This is a genomic window from Rheinheimera sp. D18 (genome assembly GCF_004345025.1).
In the GTDB taxonomy this organism is placed as follows: domain Bacteria; phylum Pseudomonadota; class Gammaproteobacteria; order Enterobacterales; family Alteromonadaceae; genus Alishewanella; species Alishewanella metallidurans.
In genome coordinates this window covers 921,865-940,651 of record NZ_CP037745.1, presented here as the reverse complement: position 1 = coordinate 940,651, position 18,787 = coordinate 921,865, and the positions used below count along the sequence as shown (strand labels likewise).

19 protein-coding genes are annotated in these 18,787 nt (G+C 43.7%); 8 read left to right on the top strand and 11 right to left on the bottom strand.

Annotated elements, in window-relative coordinates; all coding sequences use genetic code 11:
* Nucleotides 1-21 precede the first annotated feature (21 nt).
* The 11 genes from tolB to E0Z06_RS04465 all read right to left on the bottom strand — a co-directional run bounded on the left by tolB (nucleotide 22) and on the right by E0Z06_RS04465 (nucleotide 12,072).
* A complete protein-coding gene (gene tolB, locus E0Z06_RS04515; RefSeq protein ID WP_243695562.1) occupies nucleotides 22-1,368 on the bottom strand; it encodes a Tol-Pal system beta propeller repeat protein TolB in 1,347 nt (448 codons plus the stop codon).
* Entirely contained in the window at nucleotides 1,365-2,282 is a 918-nt protein-coding gene (gene tolA / locus E0Z06_RS04510) for a cell envelope integrity protein TolA (RefSeq protein WP_132582295.1), read from the bottom strand. The genes tolB and tolA overlap by 4 nt, the downstream gene beginning before the upstream one ends.
* Nucleotide 2,283: 1 nt before the next feature.
* A complete protein-coding gene (tolR, locus tag E0Z06_RS04505) occupies nucleotides 2,284-2,715 on the bottom strand; it encodes a protein TolR (RefSeq protein ID WP_132582293.1) in 432 nt (143 codons plus the stop codon).
* Nucleotides 2,715-3,404: a protein TolQ gene (tolQ, locus tag E0Z06_RS04500; RefSeq protein WP_132582291.1), complete on the bottom strand. Its 690-nt coding sequence runs from the start codon at nucleotides 3,402-3,404 to the stop codon at nucleotides 2,715-2,717. Before tolQ ends, tolR begins: the two co-directional genes overlap by 1 nt.
* A complete protein-coding gene (gene ybgC, locus E0Z06_RS04495) occupies nucleotides 3,394-3,804 on the bottom strand; it encodes a tol-pal system-associated acyl-CoA thioesterase (RefSeq protein ID WP_132582289.1) in 411 nt (136 codons plus the stop codon). Before ybgC ends, tolQ begins: the two co-directional genes overlap by 11 nt.
* A gap of 579 nt (nucleotides 3,805-4,383) precedes the next feature.
* Nucleotides 4,384-5,394, bottom strand: a complete 1,011-nt coding sequence (gene ruvB / locus E0Z06_RS04490; protein ID WP_132582287.1) for a Holliday junction branch migration DNA helicase RuvB — start codon at nucleotides 5,392-5,394, stop codon at nucleotides 4,384-4,386.
* 3 nt (nucleotides 5,395-5,397) lie between these two features.
* On the bottom strand, nucleotides 5,398-6,018 hold the full coding sequence (gene ruvA, locus E0Z06_RS04485) for a Holliday junction branch migration protein RuvA (RefSeq protein WP_132582285.1): 621 nt from the start codon (nucleotides 6,016-6,018) through the stop codon (nucleotides 5,398-5,400).
* A 37-nt stretch (nucleotides 6,019-6,055) separates the two neighbouring features.
* Nucleotides 6,056-6,580: a crossover junction endodeoxyribonuclease RuvC gene (gene ruvC, locus E0Z06_RS04480; RefSeq protein ID WP_132582283.1), complete on the bottom strand. Its 525-nt coding sequence runs from the start codon at nucleotides 6,578-6,580 to the stop codon at nucleotides 6,056-6,058.
* A 2-nt stretch (nucleotides 6,581-6,582) separates the two neighbouring features.
* Nucleotides 6,583-7,326, bottom strand: coding sequence for a YebC/PmpR family DNA-binding transcriptional regulator (locus tag E0Z06_RS04475; protein ID WP_132582281.1), 744 nt, complete (start codon nucleotides 7,324-7,326; stop codon nucleotides 6,583-6,585).
* A gap of 67 nt (nucleotides 7,327-7,393) precedes the next feature.
* Complete coding sequence (gene aspS, locus E0Z06_RS04470) at nucleotides 7,394-9,172, bottom strand: aspartate--tRNA ligase (protein WP_132582279.1); 1,779 nt, start codon at nucleotides 9,170-9,172, stop codon at nucleotides 7,394-7,396.
* Between the two features lie 86 nt (nucleotides 9,173-9,258).
* Complete coding sequence (locus E0Z06_RS04465) at nucleotides 9,259-12,072, bottom strand: transporter substrate-binding domain-containing protein (protein ID WP_132582277.1); 2,814 nt, start codon at nucleotides 12,070-12,072, stop codon at nucleotides 9,259-9,261.
* Nucleotides 12,073-12,138: 66 nt separating this feature from the next.
* Here E0Z06_RS04465 and E0Z06_RS04460 point away from each other — a divergent pair, with 66 nt between their 5' ends.
* From E0Z06_RS04460 to E0Z06_RS04425, 8 genes are all read left to right on the top strand, one after another.
* Nucleotides 12,139-12,975 (top strand): DUF72 domain-containing protein, encoded by an 837-nt coding sequence (locus tag E0Z06_RS04460; protein ID WP_132582275.1) that lies wholly within the window; start codon nucleotides 12,139-12,141, stop codon nucleotides 12,973-12,975.
* A gap of 55 nt (nucleotides 12,976-13,030) precedes the next feature.
* Nucleotides 13,031-13,756: a carboxy-S-adenosyl-L-methionine synthase CmoA gene (cmoA, locus tag E0Z06_RS04455; RefSeq protein WP_132582273.1), complete on the top strand. Its 726-nt coding sequence runs from the start codon at nucleotides 13,031-13,033 to the stop codon at nucleotides 13,754-13,756.
* Between the two features lie 8 nt (nucleotides 13,757-13,764).
* Nucleotides 13,765-14,730 (top strand): tRNA 5-methoxyuridine(34)/uridine 5-oxyacetic acid(34) synthase CmoB, encoded by a 966-nt coding sequence (gene cmoB / locus E0Z06_RS04450; protein WP_132582271.1) that lies wholly within the window; start codon nucleotides 13,765-13,767, stop codon nucleotides 14,728-14,730.
* A gap of 24 nt (nucleotides 14,731-14,754) precedes the next feature.
* Nucleotides 14,755-15,651 (top strand): LysR family transcriptional regulator, encoded by an 897-nt coding sequence (locus E0Z06_RS04445; RefSeq protein WP_132582269.1) that lies wholly within the window; start codon nucleotides 14,755-14,757, stop codon nucleotides 15,649-15,651.
* 7 nt (nucleotides 15,652-15,658) lie between these two features.
* Nucleotides 15,659-16,066, top strand: coding sequence for a hypothetical protein (locus E0Z06_RS04440; protein WP_132582267.1), 408 nt, complete (start codon nucleotides 15,659-15,661; stop codon nucleotides 16,064-16,066).
* Nucleotides 16,067-16,144: 78 nt separating this feature from the next.
* Nucleotides 16,145-17,188 carry a phosphoribosylformylglycinamidine cyclo-ligase gene (purM, locus tag E0Z06_RS04435; RefSeq protein ID WP_132582265.1) on the top strand — a complete coding sequence of 348 codons (1,044 nt, stop codon included), beginning with the start codon at nucleotides 16,145-16,147 and terminating at the stop codon, nucleotides 17,186-17,188.
* 8 nt (nucleotides 17,189-17,196) lie between these two features.
* Entirely contained in the window at nucleotides 17,197-17,844 is a 648-nt protein-coding gene (gene purN, locus E0Z06_RS04430) for a phosphoribosylglycinamide formyltransferase (RefSeq protein WP_132582263.1), read from the top strand.
* A complete protein-coding gene (locus E0Z06_RS04425; RefSeq protein ID WP_243695561.1) occupies nucleotides 17,828-18,577 on the top strand; it encodes a DUF3108 domain-containing protein in 750 nt (249 codons plus the stop codon). The genes purN and E0Z06_RS04425 overlap by 17 nt, the downstream gene beginning before the upstream one ends.
* The last annotated feature ends 210 nt before the right edge of the window (nucleotides 18,578-18,787 follow it).

The window sequence follows — 18,787 nt, the reverse complement described above, 5'->3', positions numbered from 1 at the left end:
TGTAATAACTATCTTGTTTTTCTATAAAAACGGCGACCAAGCCGGCGATTTAACTTGTCCTTCAACCGCCGGTAGTCGTGCTTTAAAACGACCATCCATAGAAACCAGTGCTAACACTTGCATAGAACCATGCATAGTGCTGTAAATGATCATTGAACCGTTTGGTGCCACGCTAGGTGACTCATCCAGAGTAGTTTTGGTTAATACTTGCAAAAAGTGGGTTTTACGGTCCATTTTTGCAATATTATACTGCCCCCGAATACGGTTAACCATCACCACCGAATTACCATCCGGTGTATAAGAGCCAGCCAAATTCATTTCACCTTCAAAGGTCAAACGTTTGGTCGCTCCTGTTAATAAATTTACGCTATAAAGTTGTGGATTGCCACCGCGCTCAGAACTGAACAACAGCTCCTTACCATCTGGCGACCAAGATGGCTCAGTATCAATTGCCCTATGGTTAGTTAACCGAGTTAAGGCTTTGCTGTTAACGTCCATAGTATAGATTTCAGTATTGCCATCTTTTGACAACACCATGGCCATCTTTTTACCATCCGGTGACCATACTGGCGCACCATTAATACCAGGCGTACTACTTAACATTGAACGACGGCCAGTATAAATATCTTGTATATAAATTTGTGATTGACGCTTTTCAAAAGTGACATACGCCAGCTTAGTGCCATCCGGCGACCAACTTGGCGACATTAATGGCTCTTTTGAGCGCAACAACACTTGCTCGTTAGCACCGTCATAATCAGCAACCACCAACTGATGCGAGAACTCTAATTTGCGGTTTACCAAGACATAAGCAATTTTTGTTAAAAATGCACCGCGTTCACCGGTTAACTTCTCGTATACGATGTCACTAATGCGATGTGCGTACTGGCGAAACTGGCTGCCATTTATTGTTGTTTCGCGACTATCTAAAATAAAATCGCCACTACTAACTATACGTCCAGCATTTAATGCTTGCCTATTAGCACCGCTACTGCCTTTTAATATGTCTATTAGCTCAAAGCTTACTGAGTAACGATCAATACCAACTTCGGTAATTTGGCCTACAACTATGGCTTCAACGCCTTCTTTTGCCCATGCGGCAAAGTCTACCTGTGCGGCATTTTGTGGCCGCTGTGGCATTTTAATACTGGTCAACGGGCTAAACTTACCACTGCGCATTAAGTCGGCAGCAACAATTTCGTCCAGCCGCTGATTAGGCAAAGTTGCACCTTTAAACGTAAATGGCACTATTGCAATTGGCCGGCCTGAATCAACACCACCAGTAATGACGATCTCTAACGATGCTTGCACTTTTACACTAAACAATAATGCAACGAATAAAACACTCAATAACTTAACTATATTCAAAACTTTGGCTCCACCCTAAATGTTATGTCTTTCAACTTTTCATACACATCTGGTTCTGATGACATTGGCATACTGCCGATACGATTAATGGCACGTACTGCTGAATCACATACGTTACTATCACCACCAAGCACCTTAACATTAGTAACAAAACCTGTTGTTGCCAAACGAATGTTCACTGAACATGACTTGCCACGCATACTCTCGTCTTTGTACAACGCTCGGTCAACTGCATCAGAAATCAAGGCAATGTAACGTTGCACTTCTGTTGCTGCTTGCTTTGAGCGCGCAGCTGAGCGTGCTTGGGCTTCTTTTTCCATTTGTTCTTGCATTGAACGTTCTTGCTCAGCTTTTTGCTTAGCTTCGGCCGCTTGGCGTTCACGCTCTGCTTTAGCCTTTTCTGCTGCATCTTGCTCAGCTTTACGCTTTTGCTCGGCTGCTTTGGCTGCATCTTCGGCTTGTTTACGTTCTTGCTCTTTAGCTTTACGCGCTTCTTCAGCTTGTTTTGCCTTGGCGTTTTCTTGCTGTTGCAGTTTTTTTGCATCTGCAGCAGCAGCTTTAGCTTGCTTAGCCTCGGCGTCTGCTTGGCGTTTTTCTTCCGCTACGCGCTTTAGACGCTGCTCTTCAGCGGTACGATTTTTTTCTGCCTGCTCAGCACGTCGCTCTAAATCACGAATACGCTTTTCTTCGGCTGCTTTAACTGAATCACGTTCTTTTTGCATTTGCTGCACGCGCTCATTCAGTGCCTTTTCATCTACCGCTACCGCTTCTATTGGTGCTTTGCCTTCAGACTCTAAACTTACCGTAACCATTTCTGGCGTACTGGAAAAATCAGCACCAAAAACTAATAACAGCAGAATAACTAAATGCAGCCCAAACGATTTTGCTAGTGGCGGGTCAACTTTCACTGACATATCACTTCGAGTCCAGGTTATCGGTCATTAAACCAACTGCAGGTGCACCGGCGCCTTTTAATACATTAATTAAGCGGATAATGGCGTCGTAGGTTACTCTGCCATCACCTTTAACAATTACTTGAGTGCCAGGCTCAATTTTCAACCAGCTGGCTACTTCTACCGTTAACTCAGCAGCGGTAAACGGACCTTGCTGTTTACTGTCTTTTTCAAAGTAATACAGCCCATCTTGATCTACCGTCGCCACTAAGGGTGTTTTACCATCTTGCATCTGCTTTATAGGCTGAGCGTCAGATTTAGGTAATTCCACTTTTACCCCTTGGGTAATCAGTGGTGTGGTAATCATAAATATGACCAACAGCACTAACATAACGTCAATGTAAGGCACGACGTTAATTTCTGCCTTTAATCGTCGCTTCTTCCGTACATACATTAGGCCGCATCTCCACTGCTAGACACAGCTTGACGATGCAAAATATTTGCAAATTCTTCAACAAAGTTGGCATAGCTGCTTTCTAATGATTCGACCTGATGCGAAAATTTATTGTAAGCAATAACAGCGGGTATTGCGGCAAATAAACCAATAGCGGTAGCAATAAGCGCCTCAGCAATACCTGGTGCTACCATAGATAATGTGGCTTGCTCTACCGCACCTAGCGCAATAAATGAATTCATGATGCCCCATACCGTACCAAATAAACCGATATAGGGACTAATCGAGCCTACAGTAGCTAAAAACGGCAAATGCATTTCTAGTCGCTCGACTTCGCGAGACAAACCAACCCGCATCGCGCGCTGCGTGCCTTCCATTACTGCGGCAGGTTGACGACTGTTGGTTTTATGCAAGCGGGCAAACTCTTTAAAGCCTGACTTAAACAGGGTTTCTAAACCATGATTATTAGTACGGGCGCTAACTTCGTTATATAACTTAGATAAATCAATACCTGACCAAAACTTGTCTTCAAATTTTTTCGCTTCAGTCACAGCATCACTTAAGGCCTTACGACGGCGAAAAATCATGGTCCACGACATTACCGACATTGCCAGCAAAATTAACATCACCAATTGCACTACAAAGCTGGCTTCTATGAGTAAACTTAAAATCGAAATTTTACCTGCCACGTTTTAACACCTCTAATACTTCTGCTGGAATTGCCCTAGCTTTCATTTCTTGTACTTCAACACAGGCTACTTTAATTTGTGCCGAGCAATGTAGTTCGCCGTTACTATTGTACACATTTTGCGCAAAAACCATGCTAACTTGTTTTAAAGTACTGATTTGACTAGAAACCGTCAATAAATCATTAAATTTTGCCGGCTTTTTATAATCCATTAAAACTTGCGTAACAACAAAAGCAATATTTTTTGACAATAACAAATCTTGCTCAACACCTAGGGCGCGCAGCCATTCGGTGCGCGCTCTTTCAAAAAATTTTAAATAATTTGCGTAGTAAACAATCCCACCAGCATCGGTATCTTCGTAGTACACGCGTACGGGGAATGTAAAGATTGTTTCAGACATGACTATTCGCTTTAATTGTTGTATATGATAAATGCGCCAAGGTAGTAACTCAATCACTTGTGCAAGCGAAACCTAACTATATTTTTCTTTCACGGCTACTTGTATTTTTATAGCGTTTCTGTTGACTACTATTTACACAATTAGTTTCACTATTTTCATCTTGCCGACCAAAACACAGTTTAGCGCGACGAACAGACAATACTGAACTACATTAATAAAAAGTAATGCGTCCTATAATCCGCGTTTTAAATTAACCTTGCATGAATAGACGGCTCTAAAGCTGGCCGTATCACTGCCCTATTTAAATTTACCTTTAATCAGCACAAGCATTCATTAGTTTTTTTAATGGCAAAGAGCTAATTTTTCTCGTTTGAAGTTATTACTCTAAGTAACTATCATACGCATGTGTTCTGAGCTAGCGCAAAGAAACAGCAGAGCTTCTGCTGAATCTTAGTAAAGATCACTTGGTAATAAGGTTTGTGTTTTCACCAAATTTTGTTGCTGTTTTAACATGTTCCCTGGATTTTTGAAGCTCGTCTTCAACTTGTTGCTTTGCCCACTCACTGAGTGGGCTTTTTTTTATTCTGTTTTTGGCAAATCAAAACCAAAGTGTAAATACGCACGAGGTGAAGCAATACGGCCTCGAGGTGTGCGCTGAATAAAACCTTGCTGAATTAAAAAGGGTTCGATCACATCTTCGATGGTGTCTTTTTCTTCGCCTATAGCCGCGGCAAGGTTATCTAGACCCACTGGCCCTCCCATAAATTTTTCAATAATGGCCAGTATTAACTTGCGATCCATGTAATCAAAACCTTCGGCGTCAACATCAACCATTTGTAAAGCTTCTGCGGCCACCGCCACCGTCACTTGACCGTCAGCTTTAACTTGGGCGTAATCGCGCACCCGACGTAATAACCGATTAGCAATACGCGGCGTGCCGCGCGAGCGCTTGGCAATTTCAGAAGCGCCTGCTTCGTCTAATACTAAATTAAGAAAGTGCGCTGAACGCATAATAATTTGCGTAAGCTCTTCTACTTTATAAAATTCTAAACGCTGCACAATGCCAAAGCGGTCTCGCAATGGCGAGGTTAACGCCCCAGCTCTAGTGGTCGCACCTACTAAGGTAAACGGCGGCAAGTCGAGCTTGATAGAGCGCGCAGCAGGACCTTCGCCAATCATAATATCTAGCTGATAGTCTTCCATCGCGGGATAAAGAATTTCTTCAACTATCGGGCTTAAGCGATGAATTTCGTCAATAAATAACACATCATTCGGTTCAAGGTTAGTTAACAGTGCCGCTAAATCGCCCGCTTTTTCTAATACTGGGCCGGAAGTGCTTTTTATGTTTACGCCCATTTCGTTGGCGACAATCATGGCTAGCGTAGTTTTACCCAAGCCTGGCGGGCCAAATATCAATAGATGATCTAGCGGATCACCCCGCCTTCTTGCGGCTTCAATAAAAATAGCCATTTGCTGGCAAACGTGTTCTTGCCCAGTGTAATCGGCAAGCGTTTTTGGCCGAATAGCGCGGTCAATAACTTCGTCTTCACGCGTGGCACTGGTTTGAATTAAACGATCGGCTTCTATCATGGTTTACATCATGCTCCGCAGTGCGGCCTTAATTAGCTGCTCACTGCTCATATCGTTTTGTTTAATTTTCCGCACCGCTTTATCAGCCTGTAACTGGCTGTAGCCTAATGAAACTAAAGCACTTACTGCGTCCTGCTCTGCAGTTGCTACAGGGCTAAATATGGCTTCATCATCTTGCAATAGCATGCCATCGGTTACTGGCGTATTAGGCGCTACGCCCCAGTCTTTTAACCTGTCACGCATTTCTACCACTAAGCGCTCTGCGGTTTTTTTGCCGACACCAGGTAATTTTACTAAGGTACTAACATCACTTTGCTGTACACAGTGCACAAACTGCTGTGCTGTCATGCCAGATAATATTGTTAGCGCTAATTTTGGGCCAACACCATTGGCTTTGATCAGTTGGCGAAACAGCGCCCGTTCGTTCTGATTGACGAAACCATAAAGCAACTGCGCGTCTTCACGCACCACAAAGTGGATATAAATTATGGCTTCTTCGCCTGTCGCCGGTAACTTATAAAAACTGGTAAGTGGCAGCTGCACTTCATAACCAACGCCGGCTACTTCTATTAATAAATCAGGGGCCTGCTTTTCTAGCAAGATGCCGCGTAAACGTCCAATCATAGGGTCTGCTTAGGGTTCTACCCAGTAAATACCAATGCTAGCGTAAACGACCACGCACGGTTTTACGCGCTTGGCCGGCTAGGCTAATTAAACTTTGCTGAGTATGCCCATGACAAAGTGCTACTGCAAGCGCATCGGCAGCGTCAGCCTGTGGGTTAGCCGGCAGCTTTAGTAGTGTGCGCACCATATGTTGCACCTGCGCTTTATCAGCTGCGCCGGTGCCTACTACCGACTGTTTAACCTGCCGCGCTGAGTATTCATACACCTCTAGCCCCGCATTTTTTGCCGCAACTATTGCTGCACCACGAGCCTGACCTAACTTTAGTGCTGAGTCAGGGTTGCGCGCCATAAACACTTGTTCAATGGCAAAAATAGTCGGTTGGGTTTGCGCAATAATTTCGCTAACACCATTAAAGATATCAAGCAGCCGTTCAGGTAGAAAATCGGCAGTGTTTAGGCGAATACAGCCACTGGCAACGTATTCAAATTTAGAACCATTTTGGCGTACTACACCATAACCGGTTAAACGGCTGCCTGGGTCAATACCCAGAATAATATTCACGCTTAACTATGCTCTGCCATCAGCTCATCACTGATCTCGGCATTGTGGTAAACGTTTTGTACGTCATCCGAATCTTCAAGTTGATCAAGCAACTTAAAAAATGCCGTAACATGTTCAGCATCCAATTCTGCTCGGGTTGCAGGTACCAAGGTAACGTCACTACTATCGGCATTAAAACCAGCAGCAGACAGTGCATCTTTAACATCGGTGAAGGTATCTACCGTGGTAAATACCTCAATACTGCCATCAGCATCACTGACAATATCTTCAGCGCCGGCATTTAATGCGACTTCCATTAAGGCATCTTCATCCGTGTCTGGCGCAAATACCAATATACCTCGTCGGGTAAATAAATAAGCTACTGAGCCAGACGTACCTAAACTGCCACCGTGTTTAGTAAACGCGTGACGCACATCAGCTACGGTACGCTTATGATTATCGGTCATGGTTTCAACAATTACGGCGACACCATTTGGACCATAGCCTTCATAAACCAGCTCTTCGTAGTTCTCACTTTCACTAGCGCCAGCACCGCGCTTTACCGCTCGGTCAATGGTGTCACGCGTCATGTTTTCAGATAAGGCTTTATCTACGGCTAAGCGCAGACGAGGGTTCATAGTGACATCGGGGTTTTGCCTTGCAGCAACCGTAAGCTCGCGGATAATTTTTGTGAAAATTTTACTTTTTTTAGCATCCTGACGTGCTTTACGATGCTTCATGTTCGCCCATTTACTATGGCCGGCCATTATTTACTCCTTAAATTGTGGCAGCTAGATTGCTGCCACGGCTACGCGGGTAAAACAATACGAATAATTACTGCGGTTTAGCTACTACACTAATACCCAACTCGGCTAATTGTGCTGGGTTAGCGGCACCTGGTGCGTCGGTAAGTGGACATGCTGCACTAGCTGTTTTAGGAAATGCCATTACATCACGAATAGAAGTTGCACCGGTCATTAGCATAACCAAACGGTCTAAACCAAAGGCTAAACCAGCATGCGGCGGCGCACCATATCTTAGCGCTTCGAGTAAGAAACCAAATTTTTCGTTAGCCTCTTCATCACTAATGCCAAGCAAGGTGAACACTTTAGCTTGTACTTCAGCAGTATGAATACGTACCGAACCACCGCCTAACTCGGTGCCATTTAACACCATATCATAGGCATTAGATAATAACTTGCCTAAGTCTAACTCATTGTTAGCAGTAGTTAAAAATGCTGCAGTATCAAGTGGAGAGGTAAATGGATGGTGTACTGCAGAAAAGCTGCCATCATCGTTTTCTTCAAACATTGGGAAATCGACTACCCAAAGCGGCTTCCAGCTGTCTTGTGTAATAGCTAAATCTTCACCTAGCTTTAAGCGCAGTGCGCCCATAGCTTCGCACACTACTTTGTAGGTATCTGCAGCAAAGAAGATTAAATCACCATTTTTAGCATCGGTGCGAGCAATAATAGTGGCGATAATATCTGGCGTTAAAAACTTCGCAACCGGTGACTGTACACCTTCGCTGCCTGCCGTAATGTCGTTAACTTTCATCCAAGCTAAGCCTTTAGCGCCATAGATACCAACGAAACTAGTGTAATTATCAATATCTTTACGTGATAGCTTTTCTGCCGCACCAGGTACTTTAAGTGCTACAACACGGCCTTTGGCATCGTTAGCTGGGCCGGAGAACACTTTAAACTCAACGTCTTTAAGTATATCGGCAACATCAACAAACTGCATTGGGTTACGTAAGTCTGGCTTATCTGAGCCGTATAAGCGCATAGCTTCAAAGTAGGTCATTCGCGGAAACTGACCTAAATCGATATCTAACAATTGCTTAAACATGCTATGTACCATCTGCTCGGTAATAGTCATTACCTGCTCTGAGGACATAAACGAGGTTTCAATATCAATTTGGGTAAATTCAGGCTGGCGATCAGCTCTTAAGTCTTCATCGCGAAAACACTTAACAATTTGATAGTAGCGATCTAACCCTGACATCATTAACAGTTGTTTAAACAGCTGTGGTGACTGTGGCAGTGCAAAAAACTGGCCCTTATGAGTACGGCTAGGTACTAAATAATCACGGGCACCTTCGGGGGTAGCCTTAGTTAGAATAGGCGTTTCCACATCCATAAAACCGTTGCTATCCATAAAGTTACGTACAAAGCTGGTTACTTTGGCACGAAACTTTAACCGTTCGGTCATCATTGGCCGACGTAAATCAAGATAACGGTACTTTAAACGCTGCTCTTCACTGTTGTTTTGGTTAGAGTCTAAAGGCAACGGCGCAGCTTTATTTAAAATGATTAACTCACTGGCATACACTTCTACTTCGCCGGTTGCCATGTCTTTATTAATTTGTGAAGCAGGGCGCGCCCGAACTTGGCCTTTAATTTGAATACAAAATTCATTACGCAAGGTGTAGGCCACGTCAAACAGATCTTTTAGTTCTGGATCACAGACCACTTGAACCATACCTTCACGGTCACGTACGTCTAAAAATATTAACCCACCCAGATCGCGACGGCGATTAACCCAACCGCATAAAGATACCTGTTGCTCAACATGCTGTGCGGTTAATAAACCGCAATAATGACTACGCATTAAACCTTCCCTCTACCTTGCTAATCAGCGGTACTAAAATGACGGCTAATTATATAGAAATGGCGCTTAATGTCACTGTCAGTTCACTAAATCACAGCTTTAGAAAAACAATATTGATTTTTCCCCTGCTGCTTAACCCGATACATCAGGCTATCAGCAACTTTAAGTAGCTTCGCACAATCAGTGCCATCGTCAGGATAAATAGCAATACCAATACTGGCACTTATTTGTACCTCGCCAACCGATAGCGCAAATGGCTGTGCCAGCTGATGCAATATTTTTTCAGCGACAATTGCGGCATCATCGCGGCTTAGTAAACCGGTTAATAAAATAGCAAATTCATCGCCACCAAAACGAGCTACAGTATCACTTTTTCTTACCGCCTCGCCTAAGATACCGGCTAACTTGAGTAACAACTCATCACCAATATCATGGCCATACTGATCGTTAACCTCTTTAAATCCATCAAGATCTAGAAATAATAATGCCAATATTTCATTATGTCGTGCATGCTGCAGCAACGCTTGTTCAATTCTCTCTTTAATCAGGCTGCGATTAGGTATCTTGGTAAGATCATCATGCGTTGCCATGAAACGCATTTTTTGTTCGGCTTGACGACGTAATAATACTTCACTACGTAGTGATAAGTTCCAACCTAACACCACGGCAATTAATAATGCGGCGGCGCCACCGATTTGCCACATTAGCTGGTGTAACTGGGCTTTATTGATGCCTTGATTAATCTGGAAATTAAACCATTTTTGGTAAAGTAGCTGACGATCTTCAGCCGTAATACTGCGCAAACCTTTATTGAGCATCGTAACTAGCGGCGCGTAATCTTCACGCACTGCAATAAGTGATGGGTAGCTAGGTAAATCGTCCAATACTTGCAGGCGCAAATACATATAGCCAGCTTCACGCAATATTTCACTGGTGGTTTCCACTGAGTCCATAACAAAATCGACTTTATGCTGTTGCATCAGATCTAAACCTGCACGTAATGAATTTACTGGAATGACATCAATCAGCGGATAGACCTCATTAATTCGCTTTGCCATTTGATAGTCTTTATAAATAGCAATTCGCTTGCCATCAAGCTCAGTGGCACTTACAACTAAATCGCGATTATCATTACTAATTAGCACCCATTTTGCTGGCCAAAACTCATCGGTAAACCGTGCATAGCTGTGTCGGTCTTCTTGATCTGAGGTGTTAGCAACCAAATCAAGTTTTTTTAGTTTTAAATCTTCTAGCATCACGTCAAAATTTGCGTACAGCTCAATATCAAAACGCACATTAATGCGCTGCCCCAATAAGCTAATCAAATCAACTGTTACGCCAGCTGGGTTGCCATCAGTGTCTATAAACTCCATTGGTGGCCAATTATTTAACATGCCAATACGTAATACAGGATGCTCGCTCACCCAACCTTGCTCGGCCGGTGTTAACGGTACCTGAGTAAAAAATTGCGGGAAATAACGTAAATCGGTTTGTGGCACCCAATTTTTTTCTACCTGTAGCAAGGTATCGAAGGGCAGTTTTGCAAAGCCGCGCCTAATTTTTTCGGCTAATTCGCTATCAGCCTCGCGTACTAAGGTATACATCGGAGAAATAATCTCTGAATCAGCTTGTTCAATAAATAAGTCAGTATAATTTAGCTGTTGTAAACGCAACGGAATAACTGCTGCGGCACCATAAAAACCGGCCAACTTATTGTTGATTACGTCTTTAATAATATCGGGTAAATAACGATAACGAATAAACTCCGCCTTTGGATAACGTAACTCTAGCTCTGCGATATAGGGCGCATTTTCAAATACGGCCACTTTTAGTGCAGCAGATGAAGATAACGGCGTAGCAAGATTAGACTTTGCTGAATAGAAACGCGATTTAAAGCCATAAATCTGATAAGCCGACATCAGCCCGTCTTGCTGCAAATTATTATCAGGAAAGGCGATCAGCGCATCTATCCGGCCTTTTTTTAAATTTTGTAAGTTTTGAAACGATGAGTCTGGTACAAAAGCAATTTTGATACCCGTTTGTTCCGCCCACTGTCGCCATAAATCGACAAATAAGCCCTGCGCTTCGCCTTGCAGTGAGACATGCATATAAGGCGGGTTATCTACCGCCAAGCCTAAAATTAGCGTATTGTCATCGGTACGGTCTCCCAGCCAATGTCGTTCTAAACGGTCAAGAAACGCGCGATCTATTTTACTAGTCGCTTGTTGTAGTGCGTCAAACAACGGATTGTTTTGTATTACAGCATAACTTAAGTGCAAGGTGCGCAGCGGTATTTTACGATACATTGGAAATTGTCGTGCTAGCTCGGAATAGCGTGCATAACGTGGTGTTAAACGGTCTAAAGCCACTAACGCATTAATTTGCCCACTCAAGGCGGCATCATATAGCGCAGTAGATGTGGAATAGGTTCTTAGCGTTACGCCAGGTATTAACTTATATAAGCCTTCTATATGCCCAGAGGTTTCTACTACACCAATAACATAAGGCGTCAAATCGGTAAGTTTAGTAATCGCTGGCAGGTCTCTTTGCACAAACACATTACTGTATATATCAATACCTGTATCGCCTAGCTGATAACTGAGTTCACGCTCTGCGGTTTTTGCAACACCACCATGAATATGCACTTCGCCACGTTGTAATATCGGCAATGTCAGCGGCCAGTCTGCTGCAACAAATTCAACGCGTATTTGTTGTTGTTTAGCAATTTCTTGCCAGTAATCAACGACCAAGCCTGCTGCCTGCCCGTTTTCATCAGTAAACATATAAGGAAAAGTGTCGTTACTAATAACGATTTTTAATGGGTTTGGTAGTGTTGCCGCAGAAAGCTGGGTAAAGCACGTTCCCAAAACAAGTAAACAGACTAATAACCGGAATATCATTATGTTATGCTTCCTGAATGACATTACTTAGTTTTACGCTGCCACTATAAGAAGGTCAAGCTGCCGATGCTATATCTTGGCTGCCCAGTGTGGGCAAACCCAAAATGGAAAAGCACCATTTTCACCGCCGATGCTAAAGCTAACGACTTTCTGCCACAATACGCGAATATTTTTAATACGGCCGAAGGCAATACCACCTTTTATGCTGATCCATCCGATGAGACTTTACAGCGTTGGCAGCAAGATACACCACCGCACTACCGCTTTGTATTAAAGGTGCCGCAGCGTATTAGCCATGCCGATAACACCGACAACACAAACCAACTTAGCGCTTGGCTAGGCCGCATGGCGCTATTAGGCGAAAAACTTGCCATAGTGCATTTACAACTACCCGCGCAATTGGGGCCGGCACAATTAACACGCATTCTTTCGCTGGTTGAACAAATCAGCCAAACTCAGCGCTGTGCGCTAGAGGTGCGCCATCCGGCATTTTTTGATAAAGACCAACATGAAACACTACTACATAAGCAATTACAGCGCCTAGGCGCCGAACGAGTGGTGTTTGATAGTCGAGCATTATTCTCGGTTGTGGCAAATACCGCGGCGCTATTAGATGCGCAAGCAAAAAAGCCACGCCTGCCAGTGCACGCCATAAGCTTTAGCACTACGCCAATGCTGCGCTTTATTGGCAGTGATGATATGGCGGTAAACCGTCAGTTCTATCAACCTTGGCTAAAAAAAGTGCAGCAATGGTTGGACGAAGGTAAAAGTCCGTTCTGCTTTTTTCATACCCCAGACAACACGCTAGCGCCAGAACTATGTCGGCAGTTTGCTAAAGACTTACACTATCAGCATAGTTGCTTAACACCCTGGCCAAGTGAACAACAGTTTAGCTTACTGTAGTGTTTAACAATTTTGCGCTAAACTAACGCCACTTTTTACTGCTGTTATTTATATTATGCCAAAAGACGATATTTTTGCTGAACCCTTGCTGCAAGTGCCTGATTTTAGTTTTGATGATCAGGTAGCTGACGTATTCCCGGATATGATCCAACGCTCAGTGCCGGGCTATCACACTATTATTCAAACTATTGGTAAATTAACCAGTCGCTTTCAGCAAGCTAATAGTAATTATTACGACCTTGGTTGCTCGTTAGGCGCAGCGACACTGGCAATGCGACGCAATATTAGCGTCACCAACAGCAACATTATTGCCGTGGATAATAGTAAAGCTATGGTTGAGCGCTGTGAGCGGCATTTGCAGACATTTCGCTCTGATGTACCGGTACAAGTTAAACTGGCGGATATTCGTCAACAGCCAATAGAAAACGCCGCCATTGTGGTTATTAATTTTACGCTGCAGTTTTTACCTCAAGCCGATCGTAGCGCGCTAATACAGCGCATTTATCAGGGTTTAAAGCCAGGTGGCTTACTTATTTTATCGGAAAAATTTATTAGTAATGACCCTACTGCGAATGAGCTATTAATCGATCTGCACTATGACTTTAAACGGGCTAATGGTTACAGCGAACTAGAAATTAGCCAAAAACGCAGTGCTCTAGAAAACGTGATGAAACCCGATACCTTAGTTGAACACCAGCAGCGAATACAGGACGCAGGGTTTAGCAGCCAAACGCTATGGTTTCAATGCTTTAATTTCTGTTCAATGTTGGCGATTAAATAAGGTTTATTATGCTCGATTTTACGCCGTTTTATGGCCTACTTGCTGGCAACAAACTGCATAAGTGGTTAGAAACGCTGCCGGCACAACTGGCGGCATGGAGCAAAGACGCACTGCATGGCGACTTTAAACAGTGGCAAAAAGTGATTGCTAACTTGCCTGCCAGCCAAAATAGCCATATCGAATTAAAACCTGCAGTACAGTTTGGCAGTGCCAATGATATTGGTCCAGGTACAGCGCAGCAAATTCAGTATTTATTGCAGCAGTTAAAACCTTGGCGCAAAGGCCCGTTCAATATTCATGGTATCGATATTGATACCGAATGGCGTTCAGACTTTAAATGGGACCGGGTGCTGCCACATATCGCGCCACTGCAGAATAGATTTGTGCTCGATGTCGGCTGCGGTAGCGGTTATCACTTGTGGCGTATGCGCGGCGAAGGTGCTGAGTTTGTCGTTGGTATTGACCCTTCACAACTGTTTTATGCTCAGTTTCAAGCCATTAAGCATTTTAATCCTGATCCAGCGGTAAACCTATTACCTGTTGGCATTGATGATATGCCAGCGTTAAAACAGTTTGATACGGTATTTTCTATGGGTGTGCTTTACCATAGGCGCTCACCATTAGATTTTTTACAGCAACTAAAAAACCAGCTACGCCCAGGCGGCGAGCTTATTCTTGAAACGCTGGTAGTTGAAGGCGATGAACATACGGTGCTGGTGCCAGGCGAGCGCTATGCCAAAATGCGTAACGTATGGTTTATTCCTAGTGTTGCTGCACTTACGCACTGGTTACAACGTTTGGGCTTTAATAATGTGCGTCTTGCAGATTTAAATCGCACCTCACTTGAAGAACAACGTAAAACCGATTGGATGGAAAACGAAAGTTTAATTGATTTTCTTGATGCAACTGATCATAGTAAAACCATTGAAGGTTATCCTGCCCCATTACGCGCGGTAATCATTGCCACTAATTAACCCGCAAGGAGCGCTGCCACAGTTATGCCATATCGTCCGCGTTCAACATTAGAGCAATGGCGCATTTTACAGGCCGTGGTAGATGCTGGCGGCTATTCACAAGCCGCTGAGCTACTTAATAAAAGCCAATCTTCGCTTAATCATGCCGTTGCTAAGTTACAAAGCCAACTGGGTGTAGAATTATTGGAAGTGCGTGGTCGTAAAGCCTATTTAACCGATGCTGGCGAGGTAATGCTGCGCCGCTCGCGGGTGCTAACACAGCAGGTTGAAGATTTAGAATTATTAGCCACCAATATTGACCAAGGTTGGGAGCCAGAAATTAAAATTGCGGTTGAGTTAGCCTACCCTCGGCATTTTTTAAACCAAGCTTTAGCCGAATTTTATCCTTTAAGTCGTGGCAGCCGTATTCAGCTAATTGATAGTGTGATCACCGGTAGTGCAGAAATCATTCAACAAAAACGTGCAGACTTAGTTATCGCTGCATCATCCGTTATTCCTAAAGGCCATCTTGGCGAGCCACTGTGTATCACACGCTTTATTCCCGTTACCGGCAGTAATAATCCGCTTGCGCAAATAAGCGATATTGACCAAGACGAACTAAGCCAACATTTGCAACTGGTGATCCGTGATACAGCACAAAAACCGTTAGATAATGCGGGCTGGCTTCGCGCAGAGCAACGTTGGACGTTAGATAATTTTTTTGAAGCTATTAACATACTCGTTACTGGCTTAGGTTTTTGTTGGTTGCCCGACTTCTTAATTGAACGTCAGCTAGCACAGGGCACGTTAGTGCAGCTAAACCTTAAACAATGCAGTGAACGCATTGCAGCAATATCATTAGTTACGCCCAAAGAAGAAACATTAGGCCCCGGCAGTAAAATACTACGCCAACTTATTTTGGCAGCACACCAGCAAACTTGAGGCAATTATGCAACAACAAGAACTAAATAAACTAATGCACGATAGCGCCACCGACGCGGTGTCTTACGCCAAAGAACAACATAAAATAGCGCTAAATAACAGTATTGCTAGCCTAGAACAGATAGACAACCTGATATCTGAACTGCATCAGCTAGAAAAACAACAACGCCACTCTACCGAACTCGTATTTACATTAAGCAATATTTTAGGCGCGTACGTTGGTGAAGTGTTTATTGCTAACGTTGGCGGACAGTGGCAGCACAATCAGACTGATACTGCTGCTCCCTTTATTTTTGTACAGTTTAATGATAAAGAATTCCCATTCGCATCAGTGTGTTACCATAAAATTACCCGTGATAACAGCATTAGCCTACATGACTATGTTAAGCAAGCAATGGCAAATGCTATGCAGTAAGGCTTTTGTCTTCGGCGTTAAACAGGTAAAATGCCGCCAATTTTAAGCCTTTCCACTTTCAGCCATTCGAGGATAGTCGTGAGCGAGCAGAAAACATCTTTAAGCTACAAAGACGCCGGTGTAGATATTGACGCAGGTAACGCGTTAGTTGAACGTATTAAAGGTGCCGTAAAACGCACGCGTCGACCAGAGGTTATGGGCGGATTAGGTGGTTTTGGCGCCCTATGTCAGATCCCTGCCGGCTATAAAGAGCCGGTATTAGTATCTGGTACTGACGGTGTGGGTACAAAATTACGTTTAGCCATGGATCTAAAACGCCATGACGGTGTAGGCATTGACTTAGTAGCTATGTGCGTAAACGACTTAGTGGTACAAGGTGCCGAGCCATTATTTTTCTTAGATTATTACGCTACCGGTAAGCTAGACGTTGATACCGCATCAGCGGTAGTACACGGTATAGCCGAAGGTTGTGTGCAAGCAGGTTGTGCACTGGTAGGTGGCGAAACCGCAGAAATGCCGGGCATGTACCACGGTGAAGACTACGACATCGCCGGTTTTTGCGTTGGTGTAGTAGAAAAAGCCAACATCATTGATGGCAGCAAAGTACAACCGGGTGATCAACTCATTGCATTAGCTTCATCCGGCCCGCACTCAAACGGTTTCTCTTTAGTACGTAAAGTATTGGAAGTAAGTGGCCAAAACCCAGACAGTATGTTGGAAGGTAAATCTATTGCCGACCACCTACTAGAACCAACCCGCATTTATGTAAAAAATCTGCTTAATTTATTTAAGCACGTCCCTGTACATGCGCTATGTCATATTACCGGCGGTGGTTTCTGGGAAAATATTCCTCGCGTTCTGCCTGATAATGCAAAAGCTGTTATTGATGGTAAAAGCTGGCAGTGGCCGGCAATATTTAACTGGTTACAGCAGCAAGGCAATATTAGTCGCCATGAGATGTACCGCACTTTTAACTGTGGTGTAGGCATGCTTATTGTGCTGCCAAAAGAACAATTAAATACGGCACTGGATTTTCTTAAAGCTGCGGGCGAAACGGCATGGCACTTAGGCGAAATTCAGGCAGCGGGTCAAAGCGACGAACAGGTTATCATTAACGAATAAGGCCGGTGATGAAATCTATTGTTGTATTGATTTCCGGTAGTGGCTCTAACTTGCAGGCGATTATAGATGCCTGCAATAGTGGCGCTATACCGGGCAAAGTTAACGCTGTTATTGCGAATAAAGCTGATGCTTATGGCTTAGTTCGGGCCAGCGAAGCTGGCATTAGCACTCAGGTATTAAGCCATAAAGCGTACCAAGACCGCGATAGCTACGATTTAGCTTTAATTGACGCTATTGATCAGTATCAACCGGACTTAGTGGTACTAGCTGGTTTTATGCGCATACTAACACCTGCGTTTGTGCAGCATTACTCTGGGCGTTTACTGAATATTCATCCCTCTTTACTCCCTAAATATCAGGGGCTTAACACCTACCAACGGGCAATTGATGCCAAAGATACTGAACACGGTTGTAGTGTACATTTTGTTACCGAACAACTTGATGGTGGCCCCGTTATTTTGCAAGCTAAGGTACCGCTGTTTAGTGATGACGATGTAGCCTCGTTAGCTGAACGCGTACACGAGCAAGAGCATCAAATCTATCCGCTGGTAGTGCGCTGGTTTTGCCAAAATCGTTTACAACAGCGGGCAGATCAGGCATGGTTAGATGGTAATGTATTAGCTGCCAATGGTTATGCGAATGATGATGAAGACTAAATGGCGTTTATATTCGTCTTTTATTATGTTAACCGCGCTGTTCTCAAGCGCAACTTATGCCGACACCACACCATTAACCAGCTTTGAAGCTGACTATATTGTTTATCGTGCGGGTAAAAGTCACGGCACAGCACACCGATATCTAACCCATACCGAACAAGGTTATGAACTAGGTTATAGCAGCGACATCAGCTGGATGATTTTCTCTGATAAACGCCAAGAAACCTCTAATTTTATTATCGAAAATGGAAGTATTAAGCCGCTGCGCTATACCATGCAGCGCTCAGGTACTGGCCCGAATAGATATTATGAACTTAACCTAAACCCAGAAACCAAAGTGGTAACAGAAGGTAAGGCGCGTAAAACAAAAGCAATAAAATGGCAAGAAGACTGGCTAGACCCAATAAGTTATCAGCTGCAATTGGTATTAGATTTAAAAGCAGGTAAAACTGAGTTTCACTACAACGTGCTTAATCGCAGTGGTAATAGCAAAACATATCACTACAAAGTAGTAGCGGAAGAAATACTAGCACTGCCCTACGGTAATACTAAAACCTTACGTATTGTGCGTACCGAGCAGAACAGCAACAAACAAATTTATGCATGGGTCGCACCTGAACTCGATTATATGTTAGTAAGATTATGGAGCGGTGAAGACAATGTTGAACAGTTCGATGTTCAACTACACAAGTTAGCGTTAACACCAACCATGCAAACTAACGACACACCATAACAGCGCAATACTGCTCAATTTAGTACATAACCGCGTTTTTGAACGGCGGTTATGTTTAAATTCTATCCCCTATCTGTAACTATTTTGTCAGCTATTCTAAGCCAAAGGTCTATGCTGTAACGTATAAACGCTATCTGGCTTTGCCATCACTTTGTTTAACTCTGCGTTTGAAGCTTGCAACTTTTGCTAAAGCGTTCTACTCTAGCAGCA